Here is a 25,146-nt window from a genome sequence, read left to right as displayed (position 1 = left end):
CCGTTCACAGTAACTTTTAATCTCCTGCAAACATATGGAAAAACATAAATCCTTCTACAAATTATATTGTTATATTTTCACGAAATTTCAAGTTAGTATTTGTTAACTTTTTCATATGTTTTGTAATTGACAAATGATTAACAAAGTCATATAATAGCATTATCGAGGTTGTTAATTTATTAACGTTATTTTTTTAACTTTCTCTCAGTTGCCACCAGATAATATATTGTTAAATTTTTCTCATATATTCTGACAATTGATATTTTATTCACATTATTTACGTGATTATGCACAATTTTTACCATAATATTTCGTTATACTCATATTAACGTTACTGTTGACCGAATAATCAGTTTATTTGTATAATAATACCATAACAGGTCACGGTAAATACTTTTAACGAAAATACAAACAGGAGGATTCCCAAATGGCAAAAAAAGAGAACACTATCCCAACCATCATCGACACCCCTGAAGCCCTTACTGCAAAGATTGCAGCCATGAAAGAGGCACAGAAGATTTTCGCAACATTTACCCAGGAGCAGGTAGATAAGATTTTTAAAGCTGCTGCTACTGCTGCTGACAAAGCACGTATCCCGCTTGCTAAAGATGCTGTTGAAGAAACAGGAATGGGTATTGTAGAAGATAAGGTTATCAAGAACCATTACGCAGCCGAGTATGTATACAATGCGTATAAGAATACCAAAACCTGCGGTGTGATTGAAGAAGATACTGCTTACGGTATTAAGAAAATTGCTGAGCCGATCGGTCTGATCGCTGCAGTTATTCCTACAACCAACCCGACATCTACTGCAATCTTCAAAACTCTGATCGCGCTGAAAACACGTAATGCGATTATCATCAGTCCGCATCCCCGCGCAAAGAAATGTACCATTGATGCAGCAAAGGTTGTTCTGGAGGCTGCTGTAGAAGCCGGTGCACCGGAGGGAATCATTGGATGGATCGATGTTCCGAGTCTTGATCTGACAAACCAGGTTATGCGTGAAGCTGATATCATCCTTGCAACTGGTGGTCCTGGAATGGTTAAGGCTGCTTATTCTTCCGGAAAACCTGCATTAGGTGTTGGACCTGGAAATACTCCTGTTATCATTGATGACAGCGCAGACATCCGTCTGGCAGTTAACTCCATTATCCATTCCAAGACATTTGACAATGGTATGATCTGTGCTTCCGAGCAGTCCGTAACTGTTCTCGAGAGCGTTTACAAGAAAGTAAAAGAAGAATTCCTTTACAGAGGATGCTACTTCCTGAAACCAGATGAATTAGAGAAAGTAAGAAAAACTATCCTTATCAACGGTGCATTAAATGCCAAGATCGTAGGTCAGAAAGCAGCTACTATCGCTGAAATGGCCGGCATTGCAGTTTCTCCTGAAACCAAGATCCTGATCGGTGAAGTTGAATCTGTAGATATCAGCGAAGAATTTGCACATGAGAAACTTTCCCCTGTACTTGCCATGTACAAGGCTAAAACTTTTGATGAAGCAATCGCCAAGGCTGAACAGCTTGTAGCTGACGGCGGTTATGGACATACATCCGCTCTCTACATCGACACAAGAGAGAAAGAAAAGATGGAAAAACATGCAGCAGCTATGAAGACCTGCCGTATCCTGATCAATACTCCATCTTCTCAGGGTGGTATCGGTGACCTTTACAACTTCAAACTTGCTCCGTCCCTGACTTTGGGCTGCGGTTCCTGGGGTGGCAACTCCGTATCTGAGAACGTAGGTGTAAAACATCTCATTAACATCAAGACCGTTGCTGAAAGGAGAGAAAATATGCTCTGGATTAGAACACCGGAAAAAGTTTATTTCAAAAAAGGCTGCCTGCCGGTTGCTCTGGATGAACTTGGCACTGTTATGCACAAGAAACGCTGCTTTATCGTAACAGACTCTTTCCTTTATAAGAATGGATATACTAAAAAGATCGAAGATAAATTAGATCAGATGGGAATCGTACATACCTGCTTCTACGATGTAGAGCCAGATCCATCTCTCGCTTCTGCAAGAGCCGGTGCTGCTGCAATGAGAATGTTCGAGCCTGACTGCATTATCGCAATGGGCGGTGGTTCCGCAATGGATGCCGGCAAGATCATGTGGGTTCTCTATGAAAATCCGGACGCCAACTTTGATGATATGGCTATGGACTTTATGGATATCCGTAAGAGAATCTTCACATTCCCGCATATGGGTAAGAAAGCTTACTTTGTAGCTGTTCCAACATCTTCCGGTACAGGTTCCGAGGTAACACCGTTTGCTATCATTACTGATAAAACTACAGGTATCAAATGGCCTCTGGCAGATTATGAATTAATGCCTGACATGGCTATTGTTGATACAGATAATATGATGAGCGCACCTAAGGGACTGACCTGTGCTTCCGGTATCGACGTTATGACTCATGCACTTGAAGCCTATGCTTCCATGATGGCATCTGATTATACAGATGGTCTTGCATTAAATGCCATCAAACTGGTATTTAACTATCTGCCACGTGCATACAAAGATGGTTCTGATGTAGAAGCAAGACAGCATATGGCAAATGCTTCCTGCATGGCTGGTATGGCTTTCGCAAATGCATTCCTTGGCGTAAACCACTCTCTTGCTCATAAGCTGGGAGCTTTCCATCATATTCCACACGGTATTGCAAATGCTCTGGTTCTGCTTCATGTTCTGCGCTATAATGCAGCCGAAGTTCCGGCTAAGATGGGTACCTTCCCACAGTATCAGTATCCGCACACACTTGCACGTTACGCTGAGATTGGCCGTTCTATAGGTCTGACAGGCAAGAACGACAGCGAAGTATTTGAGAAGCTTCTCCAGAAACTGCAGGAACTGATGGATACTATTGAGATCAAACATACGATCAAAGAATACGGCGTAGACGAGAAGTACTTCCTTGAAACTCTGGACGAAATGACCGAACAGGCATTTAACGACCAGTGTACCGGTGCCAACCCGAGATATCCATTAATGTCTGAGCTGAAAGAAATCTATCTGAAAGCTTACTATGGTGAGGGAAATGTTCCTGAATCCAGGAAAGCCAAAGAGAAAAAAGAAAAGAAATAAGATTTGCTGAAAATAAACCTTTTCCTTTAAAAATATAGTGTTTAAACCAATATAATAAGGGCTGTCAAAAAACGACAGCCCTTATTATATTATTTCTTACTGCGATATGCTTCTGCTTCCCAATGCGTGATAAAGTATGTAATATCATCTGTCATGTGAAGCGGACCGCCAAAGCTTTCTGCATATACTGCAAGCTTGATGGCATCTTTTACAAGAAGCTGTTCACTGAGTTCCTTTGCCCCTTTTCCGCAGGTCAGTCCATTGACAAGTGTAGGATGAACATGCAGTACATAAGTATAGGCAAATAAGTTATGAAGCAGTGCTTCCACACTTGGACGTTTTGTTTTGTCAGCATCTGTTACTGCAGCCATAACATCTGCAAGATACAGTGATTCACGTTTGACATCATCTTCAGGATAATCTGTCTTCATGATTTCATTCAAACGTGCTCTGCTCATTTCCACAAATTCCTCTGCCTTGATTGTGGCAAGCTGTGTACCGGAGCCTTTTACATACAATGTGGTGTCATCTTTTACAGAAGTATTGCCGCCGCCTGCCAGAACATAGGCCGGGTTGCTTCCATAAGCATTTGACATTTTTACTAAGGTTGAAAGATCCATAGTTAAAATACTTCCCATATTTATAATAGTTTTGCTATTCCCCATTCCATTGTACACGATATCCTGCTTTTTTCCAAGCGTTATAACAATCCCGCAAATAACCTCATAAACAACATTCCCCGACACAGGTATGCGCTGCTACTTTATCTATCACTTTATTGCAGATCACCGTATAGGCTGCTCCCAGTACATTTGCCCCTATACGGAGTGCTACTGCAGCCGGCATTCCGAAGATCCCTGCTGCAATAGATAAAGCTCCAAAAGTATTAAATGCAGTCTGCCATGGATATCCTGCTGAATATCCGACTCCGATTCCTCCGATCATTCCGATATACGGATACATGGATTCCGGAAGTACCAGATACAGCACAATAAATAACAGACATCCCACAATATTAAACATTCCTCTGCTCACAGACCTTGGGATACAGTCTTCTGTAAAAGGCAGGCATACGGACATACAGGCGATTCCTGCCCACATTGCTCTGGGAAGTCCCAGAAGATTCATAAACAGCATTGCGCTGGATACGATCAGTGTCAGTTTCACATACCATCTGCTTCTTGCTGACTTAAGATCAAATTCCCGGAACAGATCCAAGAAGGTTCTTCGATAAGCTCTGTTTCTCTGATTCTTATAGAAGACGATCATACAGATCACCATTCCCACCAACAGACCGATCACACGGAAGGTATATTCCTTTCCTGTCACATCATAGCCCAGAAGCAGCAGATAGCCCAGAACAAAGGTGGAATGATTGTACATGATCACATTGTGACAGCCCAGTATCATCAGCAATAAGATACACACTACATTCACTGCAAATGCAGCTAACGGAGGTGCCATATTTGCCAGACGGGGACCTGCCATAAGAATGCCGAAGATTCCTGCAATGGAAAGCAGTCCATGTGTTGTCCTGATTCCGAAATCTGCCTGCCGCAGCACAAGCACTGCCAGCAGAACAGTAACACCAACTACACTGTTGCTGCTCCCTGTAAGCTTACTGTACATGCTTACCACTGCTACGCAAAAAGCCATGACCAGATACACTTTAAAGTTATAGATTAAAATGTGCCGTCTTTTCTCTTTGGGGTCTGTGGTGCTTTTGATCAGCTGTTTGGAGCCGGCCGAACTCAATTGTAATTCCTGATAAAATGTCATATCTCGTTACCTCTCTTTCGCGAAAATCTATAAAAATTTATGAATTACCTTTTTTAGTAACGAGCACTATACCGCAGTTCCCTCTGTTAGTCAAGACTTAATTATTTTTTCAGGTCTCTTCTGATTATTTCTTCCAGTCTGTCCAGATCCTCATTGTCAGGATGAGATAACGCCCTGTCAAAATTCTGGATCAGTTCATCCAGGTTTGGTGCATGATCCGGCTTCTCTTTCATCTTTACGTATCTGTCCCTGACTGACTGGGGCATTTTCCCCTGACACATAAATTCTCCGATTACTGTATTACTCTCATCCACAGATTCCTTAACTTTCCCGAGAACCTGCTGAAAATAGGCTTCACTGCCTCCAAAGCCTGCTGTTCCAAACAGAAAAATCTTCTTGTTTTTCAGGCTCTTTAACAGTTCAAGTGTTGCAGGATCTGCATTCCCTATATCTGTCCAGAATCCAATGTATAATATGTCGGATGAAAGAGCCTTCGCTCCTTCTGTTCCAAAATAATCACAGTTTTCCTCAGGCAATACCTCCCTGATCTTCTCCGCAAGTTTTTTTGTATTTCCTGTTTTACTGCTGTACAGAATTGAGTATCTTTGTGTTCCCATGCTGTCTTGCTCCTTTTTGGTTTTATGCACTCTTAGAGTCTTCCTTGTTTCTGCTTTTGTAAGAAGATTTTTTTAATTCCGAAAATACATTTTTGTCTGCATTATTTATATTGCTTATTCCTTCCAACTGATACATAAGCACATTCGTTCTACCGTAACCGAATTCGGTAAAACATTTTAAAAATCTTCCTCTGATTCATTTACAGTTCTATCCCGGAACATTTTCAGCAGCTCTTCCAGACTTTCTCTCAGCTTCTCATTCTTATTATACTGAATCAGTACCACCGTAACAATGGCAGACAGGATCATGCATCTGCGGATCAGTTTTCGGATGCGGATGCATCTCTTTACATCTTTTCGTCCCTTTTCATAGAGTTTCTCTGCCATCCTGTCAGCTCTGGCATCTTTGCAGGCAATATAATCATCAATCACCTGCTTATCCTCCTCACAGATATCCAGATTCTCATACTGACTCCTCAGTTCCTCGAGTTCTGCATTATTCTGTCTGATCACGGTATCTTTGCGGTTGATTCTCTCAGCTGCACTCCGGCTCATTCTTTCTGTTCGTTTACTCATGATAAAAACTCCTTTCGTTTATTTTTTATTATTTTCTATTTTAAACTTTTCTCAGGCTTTTCTCAATAAAATAATAAAATAATGGAGGACTCCTTTTTTATAAACTTAAACAGGGAGAGTATAACTCAAAATGAGTCATACCCTCCCTGTTCTGGGGATCCTATTTCCCGATCACTTTTTTATTTTTTGAACTGTTGAAAATAGTTTCATCTAACAGATATTAAACATTACATTTCTGCTGTAAGAATCTCTAATAATTCTCCATAAAGAGCCTGATTCAGATGCATCGCATTCAAAGATGCCACAGCATCCTTTCCAAGTTTCTGTATGGTAAATAAAATTTCAGATTTCAAATTGTATTCAATCTGCGCACGTTCCAGAACAGCAAAAATCTCTTCTGTCCATCTATGCTCACACTCTGTTATTCCATCAACAAACTCTACACATATTTCCTGATCCACCGGAATATCCTTTACAATAATCTCAAATCTGTCAGGATTCTTTTTCCATTCAGATACACAGTCACATTCCCGGTCTCCGACATATATTTTAAAGTTGGATTCCTTCACACCATAGAACCATAACTTCCATGTACGGTTCACAGGAATTACATCTGTATTTCCCGCAGCCCTGGAAATTATAAATATATTCTTCTCCTTTGCAAACCGTGTTTTTACCCAGTTCTCATCATTATCTTCCGCTGTATCCCCCTGATCTTCCCACAGTTCAAATGATCCTGTATTACCAGGGAATATTTTTATCAGGAATTTTTCCGGATTATCTATGGAATTGTCATATTCCTCCATATCTTTCAGCGGGATAATACCGCCCTCTTTTACAAGTACAGGAATCTCATCTATAGTTCTCCACAGTTCCATCAATCGTCCGCCATCATACCTTCTTCCATTAAAGAAATCATACCAGACTCCTTTAGGGATCCAGGTAACTGCTTTGGCAGCAACTGCAACCTCATCCATTTTTTCCGTAATCGGAGAAACCATCATCTCATTTCCAAAATAATAATTGTTTGGCACATGATAAGTCTGCTCCTGATCCGGTTCCTGATAATACATTGGCTGTACAAGCGGAATTCCGTCTCTGCTTGCATACTTATTCATAGTATAAAGATAAGGAACCAGGCTATGACGCATACGAAGATACTTCTTCATTGTTTCTTCCACAATCCGGTTATACTTCCACGGTTCTTTTCCATTAAATGGATTATCTGTACTGTGAAGGCGGTTGATCGGAGAGAATACTCCCAATTCTACCCATCTGGCAGTCAGTTCATCATCTCTGTATCCAAACATATGACCACCAATGTCATGGCTCCACCATCCATATCCGATATTGCTGGCATTTGCAGTGAAATATGGCTGGAACTTCAGACTCTCCCATGTAATAATCGTATCACCAGAGAATCCAATGGGATATCTGTGGCTTCCCGGACCTGCATATCTGGAAAAGGTAAGTTGTCTCTTGCCTTTCCATACACTGTCAAGATAGTGATAATGGTTCAACATCCAAAGGGGATCCAGACCCGGTATTTTCGTAACAGTTCCCTGCTGCCAGTCAAGCCACCAGAAATCTACGCCGTCTTCTTCCATCGGATGATGCAGATCATTAAGATAAACCTCAAGGAATTTATCATCTGCTATGTCAAAAAGTACCGGCTCTTTTTGCTCAGGATCCATTCCCATTTTCTTTGCAATACGTGGATATGCTTCTTCATATGGGCGGATTCCATCTGCCGGATGAACATTCAATGTTACCTTCATATTATGGTCATGAAGCCATTTCAGGAATTCCGGCGGATCCGGAAACAGCTTTTTGTTCCAGGTATAGCCTGTCCATCCGCTTCCATATACAGGATCCACATCCTCAACAAGGTGCCAGTCCATATCAATAACAGCTACTGAAAAAGGAACTTTTTCTTTTTCAAATCTCTCTACCAGCTCTTTATACTCTGCTTCATCATATTTGTGGTAACGGCTCCACCAGTTACCCAGCACATATCTTGGTAAAAGAGGTGTTTTTCCACAAAGATGATAAAAATCCTTCAGACATTCAAGGAATCGATGACCGTAACCAAAGAAATAAAAATCTTCTCCTTTGTTTTGTCTTGGTTTTACAGAACCATTTTCCATAAGTACCATTGTATGAGAATCATTCAGAACAGAAAATCCGTCTTTTGACATAATTCCATGTTCCAGCGGGATTTCACCGTTGGCCCAGTCCAGAGTTCTTGCAGTTCCCCGAAGATCTTTCGTCTCTTCTCCGTAATGCCATACTCTCTCTCCTGCCATTCCCCCTGCAACGCGGACCATCAGACCGCCCGGTGTAAATTTCTGTTTATCATAATGAATCTCCAGATTCTTTGTATAGATATCAAGAGTTTTCTCTTTTTCTACAACACGAAATTCCGGAACAGGAAATTCTCTGTTGTAAACCATCTGGGTTGCATGATCTTCAAATTTCCCATCTTCGCTATACTCAAATCTGATCAATGCGGTTGTCAGCATTGATATTCTGTAATTTCCCCCCTGCAGCACTGCGCCGGCAGAGCACAAAGGATGTGTTGGTACTGCGTATTTTTTTAAGCTCATCAGTTTATGCCTCCTTTTTACTCTTTAACTGTTTACTCCTTGACTGCACCATTGGCAATTCCGGCTACGATCTGTTTCTGGAACAGTAATACCATCACTAAAGTAGGAATTACTACAACTACAGCAGCTGCCGCAATCTGGTTCCAGTAAATTGTATACTGCCCTCTCAGATATCCGATACGGACCGGAACTGTCTGGATTGATTCATTACTGTTCATGGTACATGAAAGAAGATATTCGTTCCATGCTGAAATAAAAGTCATAATCGCAGTTGTAAATACTCCCGGTGCTGCAATTGGAAAAATAATTCTCCATAAAGTTCCCCAGGTAGAACATCCATCAATCTTCGCTGCCTCCTCCAGTGCAAGAGGAACCTGTTTGAAATGTGCCACCATAATCCATACTGCACTTGGCAGAGTAATAGATGAATACGCCAGACATACCCAGTAGGAATTCAGTTTTCCAAGAGAATAGTACATATTGAACACCGGTCCGATAATAATCATCTGGGGAAACATTGCTACTGTAAGGATCAGTGCCATCAGAAGATTTTTTCCTTTGAATTTGAATCTGGATATGATATATGCAGACATAGACGCAACAACAATTACATACAAGGTAGTAAATCCGGACATAACAAAGCTGTTCCATACTGCCCTAAGAATATTTTTTTCAAAAATAACTGTTTTAAATGCATCCAGTGTAGGGTGCTGCGCAATAATACGATATGCGCCATCTCCGAATATTTCTGTTTCAGGTTTAAATGATGTGACCAGAATCCAGAAGAATGGAAATACTGAAATCAGCAAAAAAGCAATAATAAAAATCCAGCTTACTACTTTAAACGTACTTACCTTTTTCATCCTTTCTCCCCTCCTTAGTCATTTCCCATGACATCTGCCCCGAGTACTTTTACGTACAGGAATGCAATAATTGCTACTACAACAAACATTCCCATAACAACTACGGAACTATATCCATAATTACTCTGGTCAAACATCAGCTTATAAGCATAAATAGATAAACTCTCTGTTCCATTTCCAGGACCGCCGCCTGTCAGGATTGCGATCAGGTCGTATACACGGAATGCATCCAGTGTACGGAATAACAAGGCAACCAGAAGGCTTGGTTTCACCAGTGGCAGTGTGATCTTAAAGAATGTCACCACCGGACCTGCACCATCAATCGCAGAGCTTTCATAAAGGCCTCTGTCAATAACCTGCAGGCCTGCCAGCAAAAGAAGTGCCATATATGGAGTTGTTTTCCATACATCTGCAATAATTGCAGCACTCATCGCCCCATGAGAGGTCAGAAGCATTGCAGACTGACTGTTTATAATTCCCAGTTTATTAAACAGAAAAGAAACAATTCCATAACTTCCATCATACAGATAACTCCAGATCATAGCTGATACTGCTGTGGGGATTGCCCACGGAATCAGCGCAACCGTACGGACAAGACCGATTCCTTTCATTGCTTTATTCATAATCAATGCCAGAAGCATTCCCAATACCAGCTCAATTCCTACTGAGATCACTGTAAAAATCAGTGTATGTCCCAGAGCTTTCCAGAAACGGGTATCTTTGATCAGATTCCCATAAGCCTTCAGGCCAATAAAATTAGACTTTACAATACATGTGTCCATTTCATCTAAAATCTCCGGTATTTTGTCTTTATTATAGAACTCTACATCCGGATATTTATCATAAAGTGCAGTAATATCTGTTCTGAGCTTTTCTTTAAAAGCAACCAGTTCATCCTTTTTATCAGAAGAAATCTTCTCTGTTCCCTTTGCATTTTCATATTCACTCATTACGCTGCTGACTGTTGCCTGGATTTCCTCTACTGCTTTCTGATCCTCTTCTGATATTAAAGTCTTATCATCATCCAGAAAATAATTGATATAATCACAATCCTCATAGAACAGCTCTCCATTAAAACGTTCTGACAAATAGAAGCTGTTTGCGGTCTGATCATTAATGCGATAATCAAAAAATGTATACATAAAGGATGTTACAATTGGATAGATAGAAAAAACACCAATAAAAATCAAAAGCGGCAGAATAAACAGAAACTGCTTAAAGGTCATTTTCTTAACCATGTTTTTCTCCTTTTCTCTGCAAAATTGATATCTGAAAGTTCAAAAGGACTGTCTGACAAACCGGACAGCCCTTTTATTCACTGAAGTTTTTATTTTCCCTCTGTGTCCAGTAAAGTCTCTATCTGATTTACTGTATCATCCAGTTCAGCCTCACCAGATAAATATTTGTGCATAGTAATCTGCAGATTATCAGATAATTCCTGATAATTGTCAGAGCTTGGACGGGCAATCGTATTATTTAATGCTGCAATAAATCCAGGATTTTCCAGAAGCTTGTTTCCTTCTTTTACTTTTTCATCATCAGCTGCTGCAGTCCATCCGGGAGCACTTCCGCTTCCAGCTGCATAGATCACCTGTCCATCCATGGAAGTAAGGAAATCAAGGAATGCCCATGCGCCATCTTTATGTTCACTGTTTGTATTAATTGCTGCAAGCCATCCACCGATACAGGATCCATTTGGAAGAGGTGCAATATCTATCTGATCCTGATGAACAGCAGTCTCATCTGTAAGGAGTGCCCATGCATATGGCCAGTTTCTTGCAAAAACACAGTCTCCATTGACCATGCTGTTTGCGGTCTGATCTTCCTGATATACCAGGATATCTTCCGGAGTCGCGTCAGAATCAACTGCTTTCTTCATTAATTCCAGGCCACCCTTGACATCATTGAAATTATTTGTCCATTCATTTGCATTACATACAAGTCCTTCATACTGATTAGCCTGGAATACAAGTCCGGTCTTTGTTCCTTCCTGACCTTTGTAGTTCTCTGCCATAGTGATCAGATCATCATATGTATAATCTCCACTTACCAGTTTGTCCGCATCTTCCTGTGAAACAATATCTTTGCGGAAAAATAATACACCATAATCCGGATTAATAGGCAGTGCATATGTTTTCGCACGATAAGTTCCTGAATCAAGAGAGCCTTTATTATATTCAGATGCCTTTCTTCCGGATTCTTTCATATATCCATCCAGTGCTTCCAGATATCCGGCACCTGCCAGATCGCCAGCCCAGGCAGTATCAATAGAAACTACATCATATTCAGAACTTCCGGCAGAAAAAGAAGTAGTCAGCTGACTCTTTTCCTGATTTGAATCATTAGGAGCAACCACAATATTTACTGCGTATTTGTCCTGGCTTGCCTCAAATGCATCAATTACATCCTGCATAACATCCATATGTCCATCATCTGCTCTGAAAAAATTAATGACTTCACGTCCGCTGTCATCTTTCTCCTCTGCCATTACCGGAACTGTCATTCCTGCTGCCATAACTGCACACATAACTAATGCTAATACTTTCTTTCCTTTCATTTTGATTACCTCCTGCTATCTTCCCTTAAAATCATTGTATTCTCTATAGGTGTTGCGCAACACTTAGCTTGTATTTATAATAGCATCTATTCCTAAAACGCACAATAGGTGTTGTGTAACACCGTATATTTACATATTGTCATTCTATTATTTTTATACATTTTGCACAATCGCATAATTATTGGACCAACAACAGTCCGCTTATGTCAAACAGTAAAAAAGCCTGAAAACACGAAAAATATATTTCATTTCCCGCATTATCAAGCCTTTTATTTTAATTCTGTTTTCTGGTACTGTCACGAATCACTAACTGTGTGGGAAGAATCACTTCCTTTTTTCTTACCTCTTTTCCCTCAATAAGATCAATAAGCATCTTCACTGCCTCTTCCGATTTTCTCGGAATATCCTGATTAACTGTTGTCAGGCGCGGATATAGCATTGTCCCGTAAATATTATTATCGAAGCCTGCAATTCCTATATCATCCGGAATTTTATACCCATCCTCCTGAAAGCTTCTCATGACTCTTGCTGCCAACTGATCACTTACACAAAAAATAGCATAATTTTTGCCACAAAAGCGTTCTAACTCTTTTAAACGTTTTCTCCGTTTTTCTGAATCTGCAGGATCTACATAAATATGATATTTCGCCTGATATTCCCGTCCATTTTTCCTAAGTGCCATTTTGTACCCTTCTACACGCACAAGATCTGCACCTTTGGCGGTTTCTTCCATCAAAACCAGGATTTCCTCATAACCGCATTGAAATAAATAATTTACAAGATTATAACTTCCATTTAAATCATCCAGTCCAATATTATAAATATCCGCATCCTGTTTTCCATATGTATCAATTCCAACCACCGGACAACCGTCTACAAGGTTTCTTAGTTTCTCATAATCTTTCTGCGCAAATGTAACTGTAATGATCCCTGCCACACTCCATGATGCAGACATCTGGAAAATTTTATCCAGATCCATTTCTGCATACAAAAGCATATAATATCCCGCTTTACGCAGTTCTCTTTCTATAATTCCCACGATTGTTCCATAGAATGGGTCTGCAATGGTTGTATCTTCATAAACTTTTGTTGTATGAATCACCACACCGATCAGCCTGGTCTTTCCCCTGGTCATTGTCTCCTGGGCCAGCTTCGGGACATAGTGGTTTTCTTTTAACGCTTTCTGAATACGTTCCACATTTTCCTTGGAAACTTTATTAGTCCTTCCGTGAATGACATTTGCAACTGTAGTCGGACTAACCCCTGTAATATTTGCTATATCCTTAATCGTAACCATATCTTCCTCGTTTACTTTTTTATTATTATATGTTTTTTCACCATTTTTTTCAATCCATGAATGTTCTATACAAATGTTATTATTCCATAAATTGTTTTGGTATGAATACGATCTTCAGAATTATGTCAGTTTGTGGACAATTGTCCCTTTTATAAATACTGGCTGAACTCAACCTTCTCTTTATTCGGTCCCTCAATTGTAAAGAACTTTACTCCGTTTTCCCAGAAGGGAAGAAAATGAACGGTATCGTTGGTTGTATTTAATCCTGCCTGATTAATCATTTCATATACTTTTTCAATATCTTTTACATCAATCGCCATATGATCGATGGCACCTGCTTCCATCTTAGCTGCTTTATTCTCATATGTCTCAACAACAAGTGTATTTAATTTCAGAAAAGCAACCTCTTCATCTGCTTCCTCATTTACTGTACGAAAAGCAATTTCAAATCCCAGAGCCTTATAAAAATCAATGGTTGCTTCAATATCATTGGTCGGAATTCCAATATGCTGAATTCCATTAAACTGTTCTTTTAAATTCATTTTCATTTTCCTCCTGATAGTCCGTTATAATATCCATCTGATGAAAATCATCCAACATATTTATGTATTGTCGCTCTTACAGCTCCAGGTCCTGCGATCATCTCACGGAACATATCCTCAACCTTCTCTCCCACACCGTCTTTGTAAAGGTCAGTGAAGAACAGACGCTCATTAGAAAGAATTGATTTTAACTGATCTTTGAATGTTTCAGGTTTGCCTACTACAATATCCTTAAACTGTTCCTTCAGTTCCTCATTCATTGGATCCGGTGCAAGTTCAAATTTGTTTCCTTCATCATCTACACCAAGCATATATCTGAGCCATCCTGCAATTCCCAGAGGAATAGCTGTCAGTCTGGAAGCATCTCCGAATTTCTGTACATATGCTTTGATTGTTTCGCCGAAACGGATGCCAACCATCTGAGATACATCTACTGCCAGACGAAGATTTGTGTCTCCCAGATATTCATTTGGAAAACGATCGTTAAAAAGCTCATCAACAAATGCCTGGGGAGAAAGGATTCCAGGGTCAGCAACTACCGGAAGACCTTCATCATAAGCAATCATACGTGCCATTTTCATCATATCTTCATTTGTATTAAGCATATGCGCAAACAGATCATATCCAAGAACTACTCCCAGCGGACCTGTAGCAGAATGAACCGGATTCAGACATACTGTTACTTTCATACGTTCAGAAAGGTTAACTGTATTTCTGTCTGCCATATATACGCCGAAACCTTTTTCCAGAGCCGGACGTCCGTTAGGGAAGCTGTCCTCTATTACCAGATACTGCGGTTTCTCAGCATTGACAAATGGTGCAATGTATGTCTTCTTACCTGTGATCACCGGCTGCATGTTCTCAACACCCAGCTTTTCAAGATCTGCTGCGATCTGCTCGCTTGGACGAGGTGTGATCTTATCAATCATTGTCCATGGAAAAGCAACAACTTTTTCATCGCTTACATAGTTTACAAATCCCTCATCAACAAATCCGGCTTTCTTCCACTCTTCTGTCATTGTCAGTACTGACTCGCGAAGCTTTGCACCGTTCTGTGAGCAGTTATCCATGGAAACCAGTGCAATCGGATATTTGCCTGCTTTATATCTTTCATAAAGCATTGCAACCAGAACTGCCATGGCACCAACTGCTTTATCCGGACCATTCTTGATATCTGCCTCTACAAACGGGAACCATGTTCCGTCAGCTTTCTGTAATGCATAGCCTTTCTCTGTGATCGTAAAGGAAACCATCTGCAGGGATTTGCTTGTGAAGATTTCTTTCAAGCGTTTCCACTGTGCTGCATTAGAAGACTGTGCCTTCACTGCTTCTGCAAAAGCTCCGACTACTTTATACTCACGGGTTCCATCCCCATGCAGGATCACGCTTAATCCCAGATTGTCATATGGATCATAAATCTTGTCTGCTACATCATAATCAAAGGTTTCCACACAGGTAATCCCACGATCCAGAACTCCCTCTTCCAGAAGACCATCTGCAATTCCACCGATAAATACGCGGAAAATATTTCCGATACCAAAATGAACCCATACCGGATTCTCCTTTGCTTTCTCAGAGGCAGCCTCTACATCATAACCCGGAAGAGCGATCCCTGCCTTTTTCCATGCTTCCTGTTCCTTGATTCCATTGATTGATAATTTCATGTTATATCCTCCTTGTTTGTCTTATTCGATGCTTATTGTTTGTTATTATGTTTTTTACTTACGTTTATATCTCAACTTTAAGTCGAGTATATATTTTTTTATTTAAAAAATCCATTGACAGAAATTCTAATTTTCAAATGACTTTTTTGTTTATTTTTACTATAGGTATTGACAAGTTGATTCGTTACTGTTCACACCGGATATTTTTATTGTTTTTTTTTCGTTGTATGCTACAATAAATCTGAAACTTAACATTATCTTATAACATAATCAGGAGAATATTATGAGTGAAAAGGGATTGACCAACATTAGTCTCAAGAAAATAAATAAGTCAAAGGTTTACCAGTACATTTACAGAAAAAAAACGACCTCCAAGCTGCAGATCGTTCAGGAACTGCAGATGGGTTTATCCACTGTCAGCCAGAACCTGAATCTCCTGGAGCAGGAAGGTCTTATAGAAAAAAATGGTTTTTTTGAATCCACCGGTGGAAGAAAGGCAAACGCCCTTCAGATTGTATCAGATTTTAAAATTTCCATTGGTATCGGTATTTTAAAAGGGATGTTTCATATTACTGCTGTAGATCTGTATGGAAATGCTTTCTATACAGACACCATTCCGCTTCCATATTCCAACACACCGGATTACTATAAACAGGTTACTGACGCAGTAAAGGAATTCATCTCATCGCGCCAGTACGACAATGACAAAGTTCTTGGCATCTCTATTGCCACACAGGGTATCACATCCCCGGATCATACCACTGTACTATATGGAGATATCATGAATAACGTTGGCATGAAACTGGATGATTTTTCCAGATATCTTCCTTATCCCTGCTATCTGGAACATGATTCGAAATCAGCTGCGTTCCTTGAATTATGGAATCATCCGGAGCTTGACAGTGCTGTTATCATCCTGCTGAACCGAAATCTGGGCGGCGGCATCATTACCAATCATCATATTCATCAGGGAATCTCCATGCACAGCGGAACTCTTGAACATATGTGCATTAATCCCGATGGTCCGCTTTGCTATTGCGGCAGCCGCGGCTGCCTGGAAACCTACTGCTCTGCCAATGCACTGGAACAGGCTGCAGGCATGCCTTCCAAAGAATTTTTCCCTCTTCTGCGCGAAAAAAAATCTCCCCAGATCATACAAATCTGGAAAGATTATTTAAACCATCTGGCATTTGCCATGAAGAATCTTAACCTTGTTATTGATGCACCGATCATCCTCAGCGGATATCTGGCACCTTATTTTACAGAAGAAGATATTGAATATCTGACAGAACATCTCCATACAGCCGCACCATTCATACTGGATAAAACTCAGATCCTGGTCGGTACCAACGGACAATATACACCGGCAATCGGAGCGGCTCTGCATTATGTAGAGAAATTTATTCAATCTGTTTAACTATGGCAATCCTTATAAATAATGCAATCAAGACAGTTCAGCAGAGTGCGAAAGACAAGAAAGATATCTGACGCAGGACTTCACACTATGATGGGCTGGATTGCTTGCATTATTTTATGGAATTGCTATAGATTGCTATAAATCAGATAAGCTTCCTGCTATTCATACTTTCATATATCGCTGATTTCTGCTATTCGGTTTATCTGGTAATGTCATTTGGATCAAATTCATCTCAAGTGCAGGTTGCAAATAATTTCTGCGAAATCCATCTCTGGACTTTAACCCCAGTTTTTCCATAAGTGTTTTTCTTGTATAAGGCGTATCATACTCCATGATTTCAAGCATTTTCCTGACAGTTTCTGAAAACTGCTCATTTTCTTCATTCATCTGAAGCGAAATATCTTCCAGAATCCTGTCTATCTGCGACAACATAAACTCTATAAAAATGGTAGATTCTCCCGAAACATGACATCTGGCAATCGCATCATAATATTCATCCTGAAATTTTTCAATCTGACTTTCGATTGGAATATACTCAAATACAGGTTTCCATTTAGACAAAATCGCAGTGTGCCATAATCTTGCCATTCTTCCGTTACCATCAGCAAATGGATGAATAAAGACAAACTCATAATGAAATACACTGCTCATAATCAATGGATGAACACTATTCCTTGATTTCTTCATCCATTCAAACAGTTCATCCATAAGCTGAGGTACAAATTGCGCCGGAGGCGTCATAAAAATGCATTCACCTCCATTAAAAACTCCCTCTTCTCCATGGCGAAACTCCCCACATTCTTCCACAAGATATTTTGTCATAATCCCATGAAATTTCTTTAAATCTTTTATACTATAGGGATTAATTTCCGAAAGGCTTTCATATGCCGCATATGCATTTTTAACTTCCTGTATTTCTTTCTGTTCCCCCAGTACAAGCCTGCCATTAATTACATCCCTAACCTGCCCCAGAGAAAGAGAATTCGCTTCTATTTTTAAAGATGAATGAATAGATTTAATTCGGTTATTCTTTCTCAGGTGCGGTTTTGTTTCCAGACTGCTGATTGCCGTGATTCGCCCTATTTTTTCAGAAATTGAAGACACATATGACAGTATCTCATTCGTTATTGTAAATGGCGGTTCATATTCTCCCACAAAAACACCTCCAGGATTTCCGTTATCTTGCACACTTTTTTGCGTACTTGCTTCTTCGATTATATAAATATGGCAGCAAAAATGTCAAACAAATCTACTTTTCTATTAATCAAGTTTCGTCTTTATCCGCATTTTTTCTGCATCTCATATTCTTCTCTATTTGTTCTGGCTGAGATTATGCGTATGTCAAATCCGCAGGCTATCTTTTCTTGATCTAAGTCATTCAGAATGGCTTTTCCTCGATTGCTCTTCAGGGTAAACTCTGTCTACTTCAATGCTGTCAGAATCCCCATTGCATTGTCGTAATCTTTCTCTCCGACCATGATTTCATACAATGTTTTATCTGTTCCAAAGTTTCCGCCCATACTACGGACGATTCCCCTGCCCGGGGCTGTCATTTTTTCTTCGTGGTTGACTCTCTTTGTTTTGTATTTGATTTTCTCTGAATCTAAGGCTTTACAATACTGCTCATATTTATCTCTGGATGCACCGAGATAAACTGTTCTACTGTCGAATAACATAATTAATTTCTCCTCCTTTGGGGTGTTGTTTTTACAAAAATGATCCTGTCTGCTGGCTCCTCAGCCTGCACACGCAGGAGCGTATTCGAAAAATCATTCCCACCATCTGCATGCACGGCAACTATAATGAAAAAAACAGCAGACATCCGTTTCCAGATCATCTGCTGTCATTATATCATATATATTTACTGCTTTGTAGTATAAAAGTATTATTCTACTTCTTCCGGTTCCATGCTTCGCATGTGTTCCTCGTTCTTTACGATTTCATACTTCTGGCGATATTCCTTGAAGTATGTATAATATTCCACGCTGTCAGATGGGTAAATCTTGGAATCATGGATATGCATATCCGGATTCTCGTCCCCACTCTTAAGGAGAGCTACCATTGCACTTGCACAATGTGCTGCAATACGGTTGAAGCTGTTGAGAATGTCTGTATATACAGTTCCCTCTTCCAGTCCGCAATTGCCGTTACTCAGACGCTCTACATGATGCATCTTCAGCTCATTGCATAAGGATGTGATAATCATTCCAAGAGGTGCAACTCTCTGTGCCATCTCTTTGTCATCATTGAGGAATGCACGGCAGGTAAGATTGATCTCCTCACGAACTGCTTCCATTACTACATTCAGCTCATCCCAGGCTTCCTGTGAGAAATTAGTGTGATTATCATGCATTTCACTGGACATATAGGCAATGTAGGATGCATGGTCACCGATTCTCTCAAAGTCATTGATGGTATGAAGATAAAGGGATGCCTGCCTTGTCTGGGCACTGTTCATCTCATGCTTTGTGAGCTTCATCAGATATTCCCCAAGACGGCTTTCGTATTTATCGATCAGGTTCTCTTTTCTCTGTACCTTATCAAATTTATCCTGCTGATATTCATTCAGAAGGTTCATGGCACGGTTGACATTCTTGCGAAGCTTCCTTGCCATACCGCTCATGGCACGATGACACTGTCCAATAGCAAGTGCCGGATAATTCAGAAGACGTTCTTCCAGAAGATCAAAGTCTGCTTCATCTTCCAGTTCCTCTGCACTGTCTTTTACAAGCCAGCACACCAGCTGCTCAATCTTCGGTATGAACGGGAAAAGAACACATACTGTTGCTACACGGAATACAGTATTCAGTAAAGCAATTGCAACCGGTGACATGATCATATCCATAAATCCGAAATGCACAACAGCATTTACAGTGTAGAAGATCACTGACCAGAGGATAAGACCAAACAGGTCATTGATCAGATAAACAAGTGCTGTACGTTTACCATTCTTATTCGCACCGATTGCTGAAATCAGAACCGGACAGGCAGCACCTACACCGATACCAAGAACGATCGGGAATGCACTGGAGAATGTCAGGATACCTGTTACAGATAACGCCTGCAATACACCGACTGTGGCAGATGCACTCTGCAGCACTGCAGTAAAGGCAATACCTACCAGAATACCAATCAGCGGGTTGGAAAACATTGTCAGCATGTTTGTAAATGTGGGGCTGTCCTTTAGTGGTGAAACAGCACCGCTCATTGTCTGCATACCTGTCATCAGGATTGCAAAACCAAGCATGATATTACCGATATTTTTATGCACGGAACGCTTACATGCCATGCGAAGGATAATACCAATAATCGCTACTACTGCTGAAATTGTTGCTGTAGATAAAATCTTCGCAATTCCGTTCTTTCCGTCAATATAAGAAAGACAGAGGATCCATCCGGTAATACTGGTTCCGATGTTGGCTCCCATGATAATACCGATGGCCTGTTTCAGTTTCATCATACCTGAGTTAACAAAACCAATAACCATAACGGTTGTGGCAGAAGAAGACTGAATCACGCTGGTAACACCAGTACCCAGAGCAACTCCCTTCAGCGGTGTGTTTGTCATTCGATACAGGAAAGCTTCCAGCTTATTTCCGGCAACCATTTTCAGGCCGTCGCCCATCAATGACATACCGAACAGGAATAACGCTACTCCGCTCAGTAATGACAATATCATTGAAAAAATTCCCATTATTTTCTCCTTTGTCGTCTGCCTGATTTCCCACCTCATCTCAGAAAATCGGCGCATAATGTAAGCAGGTTATTTTACCTGTCTCTAATCAGAATTTAACCTGCCCTTTACTTTTCCATTCTTATTATGTCACGTTCGGGAGATTATTACAATAATTGTTTTTTCAAAAATTACATTTTTTCTATAGCGTTTAAAATGCTGTCTTTTTTTTCCTGAATTTTTTTGCAGTTTTCATAAAATTTTCCGGCATGCTCCAAAACATATCGGACCATGCCGTAAAATAACATACAATAAATCGGACAGTAAAGAAGCATGATATGATTTAAACTCATACCATGCTTCTGTCACCCTATACCAACTTGATATTAATTTATTTTTCCCTTCATCGTAATAGAAGATTTTCCATTTCCTCCCATTGGCTGATACGGTCCAAAACATACTACAACTTTCTTGCCTGGTTTAATATAAAAACAGAATTCAGAGTATTTCATCTTCATAATTGGTTCATATCCCCTGCTGGATATCTTATTCGCATATGTACTGGCAATTCTTTGCTTTGCGGAATCTCTGCTTCCTGCAAGCACATCCTGAATCCCCATCTTTTTCCCATCTTTAAGACGATAAGTCAATCCATATTCCCAAACATTACCTACTCCACCGGCATACCATTTACATGAATATCTAAAACTAATATATCCATTTTGGTTAAACATAACTTTACATGTCACTGTGTCATAATATTTCTCACCATAATCCTGACGAAAAGAATTATATTTGTCTCCCTCAAAATACTCAAACAAGCTCTCTTTACCAGAAAGAGTCTTTTTATAATCAGCTCTGAGAGACTTATTGATTTTCTTAATTGCCGCACTGTTTCCCTTTAGCTGTGGTAACTGATAAAGATACTTTGCACTCACGTTTTTATATTTTCTTATTTCCTTCTTATTTATTATTTCATAAGAAGCCTTAGACGCTGCAATAACCGGAACAGGTTTAATATTTGGTAAAACAAAAGCCAATCCTAGAATCAAACAGATAGTAAATAACGATTTGCATATGGACTTTTTTCTTTTCATAGCTGAAATCTCCCTTCTTTTATTTATAGTTGTATTTTACTACTAACAAGCCTGTTTTCCAACTGCAAATAAAGCACATTATTGAAATTTTACATATTATCTTATCTCAATACATATTTAACCAAATCAAACAAATCCCTACCAATTTGGAGGTTCTGAATAATTTGTAGTTTTTTGCTATATGATAGATACATCACCTGAAATTTACAAATATGGATCCGAATACTTATTACTCTCCAAAAGAAGCGGAACAGATTATAAATCGTATGATTAAACATCTGGAAGCAAAATAAAAAACAGAAAAGAAAGTACCACGTAACCATCTTTTAATGATTGCATGACACTCTCTTTCCTCAAATTCCAGTATTAAAATCAATTGGTTACTCACAATCCGCTTCACTGCTTCATTTTATTATCTGGTGGAGTTGCTATAGTTATACATACTACTGCTCATTGCCGCTCCTGTCGCAGCTTCCTCTTCACATTCTGCCAGAACAAGTTCTGCCTTGAACATATCCTCAATAATTTCGCACAGTACCGGATTTTTTCTCAGTCCATTCCCTGAACCAATCATACGCCTGATCTTTATGCCGGTTCCATTCTGAATAGTCATATACATCTGATACAGTTCTGTGCTCATTCCCTTCAGAACACCATAGCAGAAGTCTTCAGGTGTAAAGTTTTCGGAACTTACCCGGGTAATACTGCCGCTTTTTTCCGGATTCATCCGCGTACCGTCAAATGTTGTTTCCACTTTAATCTTTCGACTTTCAGATCTTTCACTATTCAAATCTTTCCCTGTTCTTGCCATCTTTTCCATTACTTTGTATAATGGCTGATCCTGCCCTGTCGCTTCTTTTACAATTTTTCGGAAAAACTGTTCCAGAAGCGCATATGCCTTGCCGCCACACAGAGATGCTCCTGCAAGCAGATACTTCCCATTCAGGAAAGGTCTTGCCTCAATTCCATCTCCTGCAAAATACTGACTGGAAAGAACAGAAATCTGTCCGCCGGTTCCCATATTGACCAGTAATGTATTCTCCTCATCACCTGCTGCGCCAAGGAAGCTTGCCTGGTTGTCTCCGATTGCAGTTGTAACTGTCCGTCCTCTGTATGTACCCAATTTTTCTATTTCAGTACAGACATCCGGCAGCCAGTTTACGTCCACTCCCATTTCAGCCAGTTTTTCTTTTTCAAAGCACATCTTACGGCTGTCAAAGAATCCAAAACCTGCCGCATTGCTCACATGTACCAATGGTTTTTTACGCCCTGTCAAATACATCCCAAAATAATCCATGATCGTACAGAAGCTCAAAGCCGAATCCGAAACCAGATTATGTCTGATATTATAAATGTGTGTGACAAGCCCATATCCTGAAGCAGCATGGATTTGACATCTTTCCCGGATTTCTTCTGTTAAAGGAATCCGATCCCCATCGCAGATACTTCCTCTGGCATCCTGCCATGTATATAACGGACTGACACAATTTCCTTCTTTGTCAACATAGACAATTCCATGCATCTGCCCTGTGAGCCCAATCCGCTCAACATGCGGATACTTCTCCAGGAAATAATCCAGCAGATTCACTGCTCTTTCTACAATTTCTTTTGCATACTGTATTCTCTCCCATTCATTTCCGGTTTCGATAAAGCAACCGTTCTCTACAGTTTTTGCCTCCAGAATCTTTGCCAGTCCGTTTTCCTCTTTTTCCAGAACAACACCGCTTATCGTTGTTGTCCCAATGTCAATCCCCGCCGTTTTCACAGTCCAAACTCTTCTGCCAGTTTCTTAAACTCCGGCAGGGAATTAATGATAGTATCATAAGATACACAATAAGCCAGTCTCACATAACCCGGGCAGGCGAAAGAACTTCCCGGAACCATAAGGATGTTGTATTTCTTTCCGGCTTCACAAAATGCTTTTTCATCTGCTACCGGAGATTTCACGAAAAGGTAGAATGCGCCTTGCGGTTTAATACACTCGAATCCGCATTCTTTCAATCCGTTATACAATGCCAGACGATTCTTGTCATATGCAGCTACATCCACTTCTGCATCTACACATTTGGCAATCACTTTCTGCATCAGGGATGGGGCGTTGACACATCCGATAGTACGATTGGCAATAGCCGCTGCAGTAATAAGTTCTTCACTTCCATCTGCTTCATCCGGAATTACCAGATAACCGATACGCTCTCCCGGAAGGGACAGAGATTTACTGTAAGAATAGCCAACAATAGTATTGTCGTAATATTTTGTCAGATACGGAACCTCTACACCGTCATAAGCCAGCTCTCTGTATGGCTCATCAGAAATCAGGTAAATCACACTGCCAAATTCCTGCTGCTTTTTATCAAGAATTGCTGCCAGCTTCTTAATAGTTTCTTCGGAATATACAACACCAGTCGGGTTGTGAGGTGTATTTACGATCACTGCTCTTGTCTTTGCTGTAATCTTCTGCTCAAACTCCTCAAGATTCGGCTGAAATGTAGTAGTATCCGGAGAGATTTCCACAAGCTTGCCATCAAAATTGCGCACATATGCACCATATTCCAGAAAGTATGGTGCAAAAACAATCACTTCTTCCTCAGGATTCAGGATTGTCTTGAAAATCACATTCAGACCGCTGGCTGCCCCAACCGTCATAATCAGATTCTTTGCCGCAAATTTAGTTCCAAAGCGGCGGTTCAAAGATTCCGCTATCGTCTGGCGCACATCCTCAAATCCTGCATTACTCATATAACCATGAAGCACTGTAGGCTCCACTTCATTCACCAGATCAATAATAGCCTCCTTCACACACTCCGGTGCCGGAACACTGGGATTCCCAAGACTGAAATCATAAACTTTGTCCGCACCGTAAATGGCTCTGAGACGATTTCCCTCCTCAAACATCATACGGATGGCTGAATTATTTTTTACATAAGGTTTCATTTTTTCTGCTATCATAACACATTCGCTCCTGTTCAAATAATCCCGGCGGCAAACCACCGAAATTCAGAATAATATTGCAACTGTCCAATTTCTCTTGCAGTGCATAATTTATCTTTATTTTAACCTTATCATGGTAAAGTGTCAATGTGCGACAATATACTATATTCCATCTTTTTAGCCGAAGTCAAGTTAGTCCCCTGCTTTAATTGCGAAAAGCAATAAGCAGTGGGTGGGAACTTGCTTGTATCAGGAGGAGTGCAAGCTCCTCCAGTAACAAAATGTCAATAGTTTTTTAATCACTTTTTTCAAAAAAGGCAAAAAAACCTGCTAACAAAAGTCAAGTACTTTTAAGCAGGTTTTTAAAATTATTTCTTTAATCTATTTTTGTGTACAACAAGAAGACTGGCGTTATTTCCAGTCTGTATAATTACATCAGATG

The 25,146-nt window shown here is 40.1% G+C and carries 19 protein-coding genes; 2 read left to right on the top strand and 17 right to left on the bottom strand.

Annotation, left to right across the window (positions count from 1 at the left end):
- Positions 1–427: 427 nt before the first annotated feature.
- A complete protein-coding gene (gene adhE, locus KQI87_RS09805) occupies positions 428–3,085 on the top strand; it encodes a bifunctional acetaldehyde-CoA/alcohol dehydrogenase (RefSeq protein ID WP_216459988.1) in 2,658 nt (885 codons plus the stop codon).
- Positions 3,086–3,174: 89 nt separating this feature from the next.
- Here adhE and KQI87_RS09800 read toward each other — a convergent pair whose 3' ends face one another.
- The 11 genes from KQI87_RS09800 to KQI87_RS09750 form a co-directional block, all read right to left on the bottom strand.
- Complete coding sequence (locus KQI87_RS09800; protein ID WP_216459987.1) at positions 3,175–3,705, bottom strand: class II aldolase/adducin family protein; 531 nt, start codon at positions 3,703–3,705, stop codon at positions 3,175–3,177.
- Positions 3,706–3,808: 103 nt separating this feature from the next.
- Positions 3,809–4,864 (bottom strand): FUSC family protein, encoded by a 1,056-nt coding sequence (locus KQI87_RS09795; RefSeq protein WP_216459986.1) that lies wholly within the window; start codon positions 4,862–4,864, stop codon positions 3,809–3,811.
- 101 nt (positions 4,865–4,965) lie between these two features.
- Entirely contained in the window at positions 4,966–5,481 is a 516-nt protein-coding gene (bilS, locus tag KQI87_RS09790; RefSeq protein ID WP_216459985.1) for a flavodoxin family protein BilS, read from the bottom strand.
- Between the two features lie 177 nt (positions 5,482–5,658).
- A complete protein-coding gene (locus KQI87_RS09785; RefSeq protein WP_055057898.1) occupies positions 5,659–6,057 on the bottom strand; it encodes a hypothetical protein in 399 nt (132 codons plus the stop codon).
- Between the two features lie 227 nt (positions 6,058–6,284).
- Positions 6,285–8,663: a glycoside hydrolase family 31 protein gene (locus tag KQI87_RS09780; RefSeq protein WP_216459984.1), complete on the bottom strand. Its 2,379-nt coding sequence runs from the start codon at positions 8,661–8,663 to the stop codon at positions 6,285–6,287.
- 32 nt (positions 8,664–8,695) lie between these two features.
- Positions 8,696–9,526, bottom strand: a complete 831-nt coding sequence (locus KQI87_RS09775) for a carbohydrate ABC transporter permease (protein WP_118331180.1) — start codon at positions 9,524–9,526, stop codon at positions 8,696–8,698.
- Between the two features lie 14 nt (positions 9,527–9,540).
- A complete protein-coding gene (locus tag KQI87_RS09770) occupies positions 9,541–10,764 on the bottom strand; it encodes a carbohydrate ABC transporter permease (protein WP_216459983.1) in 1,224 nt (407 codons plus the stop codon).
- Between the two features lie 89 nt (positions 10,765–10,853).
- On the bottom strand, positions 10,854–12,083 hold the full coding sequence (locus KQI87_RS09765; protein WP_216459982.1) for an extracellular solute-binding protein: 1,230 nt from the start codon (positions 12,081–12,083) through the stop codon (positions 10,854–10,856).
- A gap of 274 nt (positions 12,084–12,357) precedes the next feature.
- Entirely contained in the window at positions 12,358–13,380 is a 1,023-nt protein-coding gene (locus KQI87_RS09760) for a LacI family DNA-binding transcriptional regulator (RefSeq protein ID WP_216459981.1), read from the bottom strand.
- Between the two features lie 149 nt (positions 13,381–13,529).
- Positions 13,530–13,922, bottom strand: coding sequence for a VOC family protein (locus KQI87_RS09755; protein WP_022381321.1), 393 nt, complete (start codon positions 13,920–13,922; stop codon positions 13,530–13,532).
- 47 nt (positions 13,923–13,969) lie between these two features.
- On the bottom strand, positions 13,970–15,586 hold the full coding sequence (locus KQI87_RS09750; RefSeq protein ID WP_216459980.1) for a mannitol dehydrogenase family protein: 1,617 nt from the start codon (positions 15,584–15,586) through the stop codon (positions 13,970–13,972).
- A gap of 283 nt (positions 15,587–15,869) precedes the next feature.
- Between KQI87_RS09750 and KQI87_RS09745 the strand changes: the two genes are divergently transcribed.
- Positions 15,870–17,003 carry an ROK family transcriptional regulator gene (locus KQI87_RS09745; RefSeq protein ID WP_216459979.1) on the top strand — a complete coding sequence of 378 codons (1,134 nt, stop codon included), beginning with the start codon at positions 15,870–15,872 and terminating at the stop codon, positions 17,001–17,003.
- Positions 17,004–17,165: 162 nt separating this feature from the next.
- On the opposite strand, the gene KQI87_RS09740 is transcribed toward KQI87_RS09745, so the two are convergent.
- The 6 genes from KQI87_RS09740 to KQI87_RS09715 all read right to left on the bottom strand — a co-directional run bounded on the left by KQI87_RS09740 (position 17,166) and on the right by KQI87_RS09715 (position 24,722).
- Entirely contained in the window at positions 17,166–18,158 is a 993-nt protein-coding gene (locus tag KQI87_RS09740; protein ID WP_216459978.1) for a Fic family protein, read from the bottom strand.
- A 266-nt stretch (positions 18,159–18,424) separates the two neighbouring features.
- On the bottom strand, positions 18,425–18,679 hold the full coding sequence (locus KQI87_RS09735; protein WP_117674226.1) for a hypothetical protein: 255 nt from the start codon (positions 18,677–18,679) through the stop codon (positions 18,425–18,427).
- Between the two features lie 209 nt (positions 18,680–18,888).
- Complete coding sequence (locus KQI87_RS09730) at positions 18,889–20,697, bottom strand: Na/Pi cotransporter family protein (protein ID WP_008706243.1); 1,809 nt, start codon at positions 20,695–20,697, stop codon at positions 18,889–18,891.
- Between the two features lie 365 nt (positions 20,698–21,062).
- On the bottom strand, positions 21,063–21,773 hold the full coding sequence (locus tag KQI87_RS09725) for a PdaC/SigV domain-containing protein (protein WP_216459977.1): 711 nt from the start codon (positions 21,771–21,773) through the stop codon (positions 21,063–21,065).
- A gap of 412 nt (positions 21,774–22,185) precedes the next feature.
- The gene (locus KQI87_RS16995) at positions 22,186–23,538 is read right to left on the bottom strand and encodes a sedoheptulokinase (protein WP_216459976.1); all 1,353 of its coding nucleotides are present in this window, start codon (positions 23,536–23,538) and stop codon (positions 22,186–22,188) included.
- Positions 23,535–24,722, bottom strand: coding sequence for a pyridoxal phosphate-dependent aminotransferase (locus KQI87_RS09715; RefSeq protein ID WP_216459975.1), 1,188 nt, complete (start codon positions 24,720–24,722; stop codon positions 23,535–23,537). Before KQI87_RS09715 ends, KQI87_RS16995 begins: the two co-directional genes overlap by 4 nt.
- Positions 24,723–25,146 lie beyond the last annotated feature (424 nt).

The sequence above is a fragment of the Blautia sp. MSJ-9 genome, from assembly GCF_018919065.1.
GTDB lineage: Bacteria > Bacillota > Clostridia > Lachnospirales > Lachnospiraceae > Blautia_A.
Note: the sequence above shows the minus strand (reverse complement) of the source record. Positions and strands in the feature narration are given on the sequence as shown.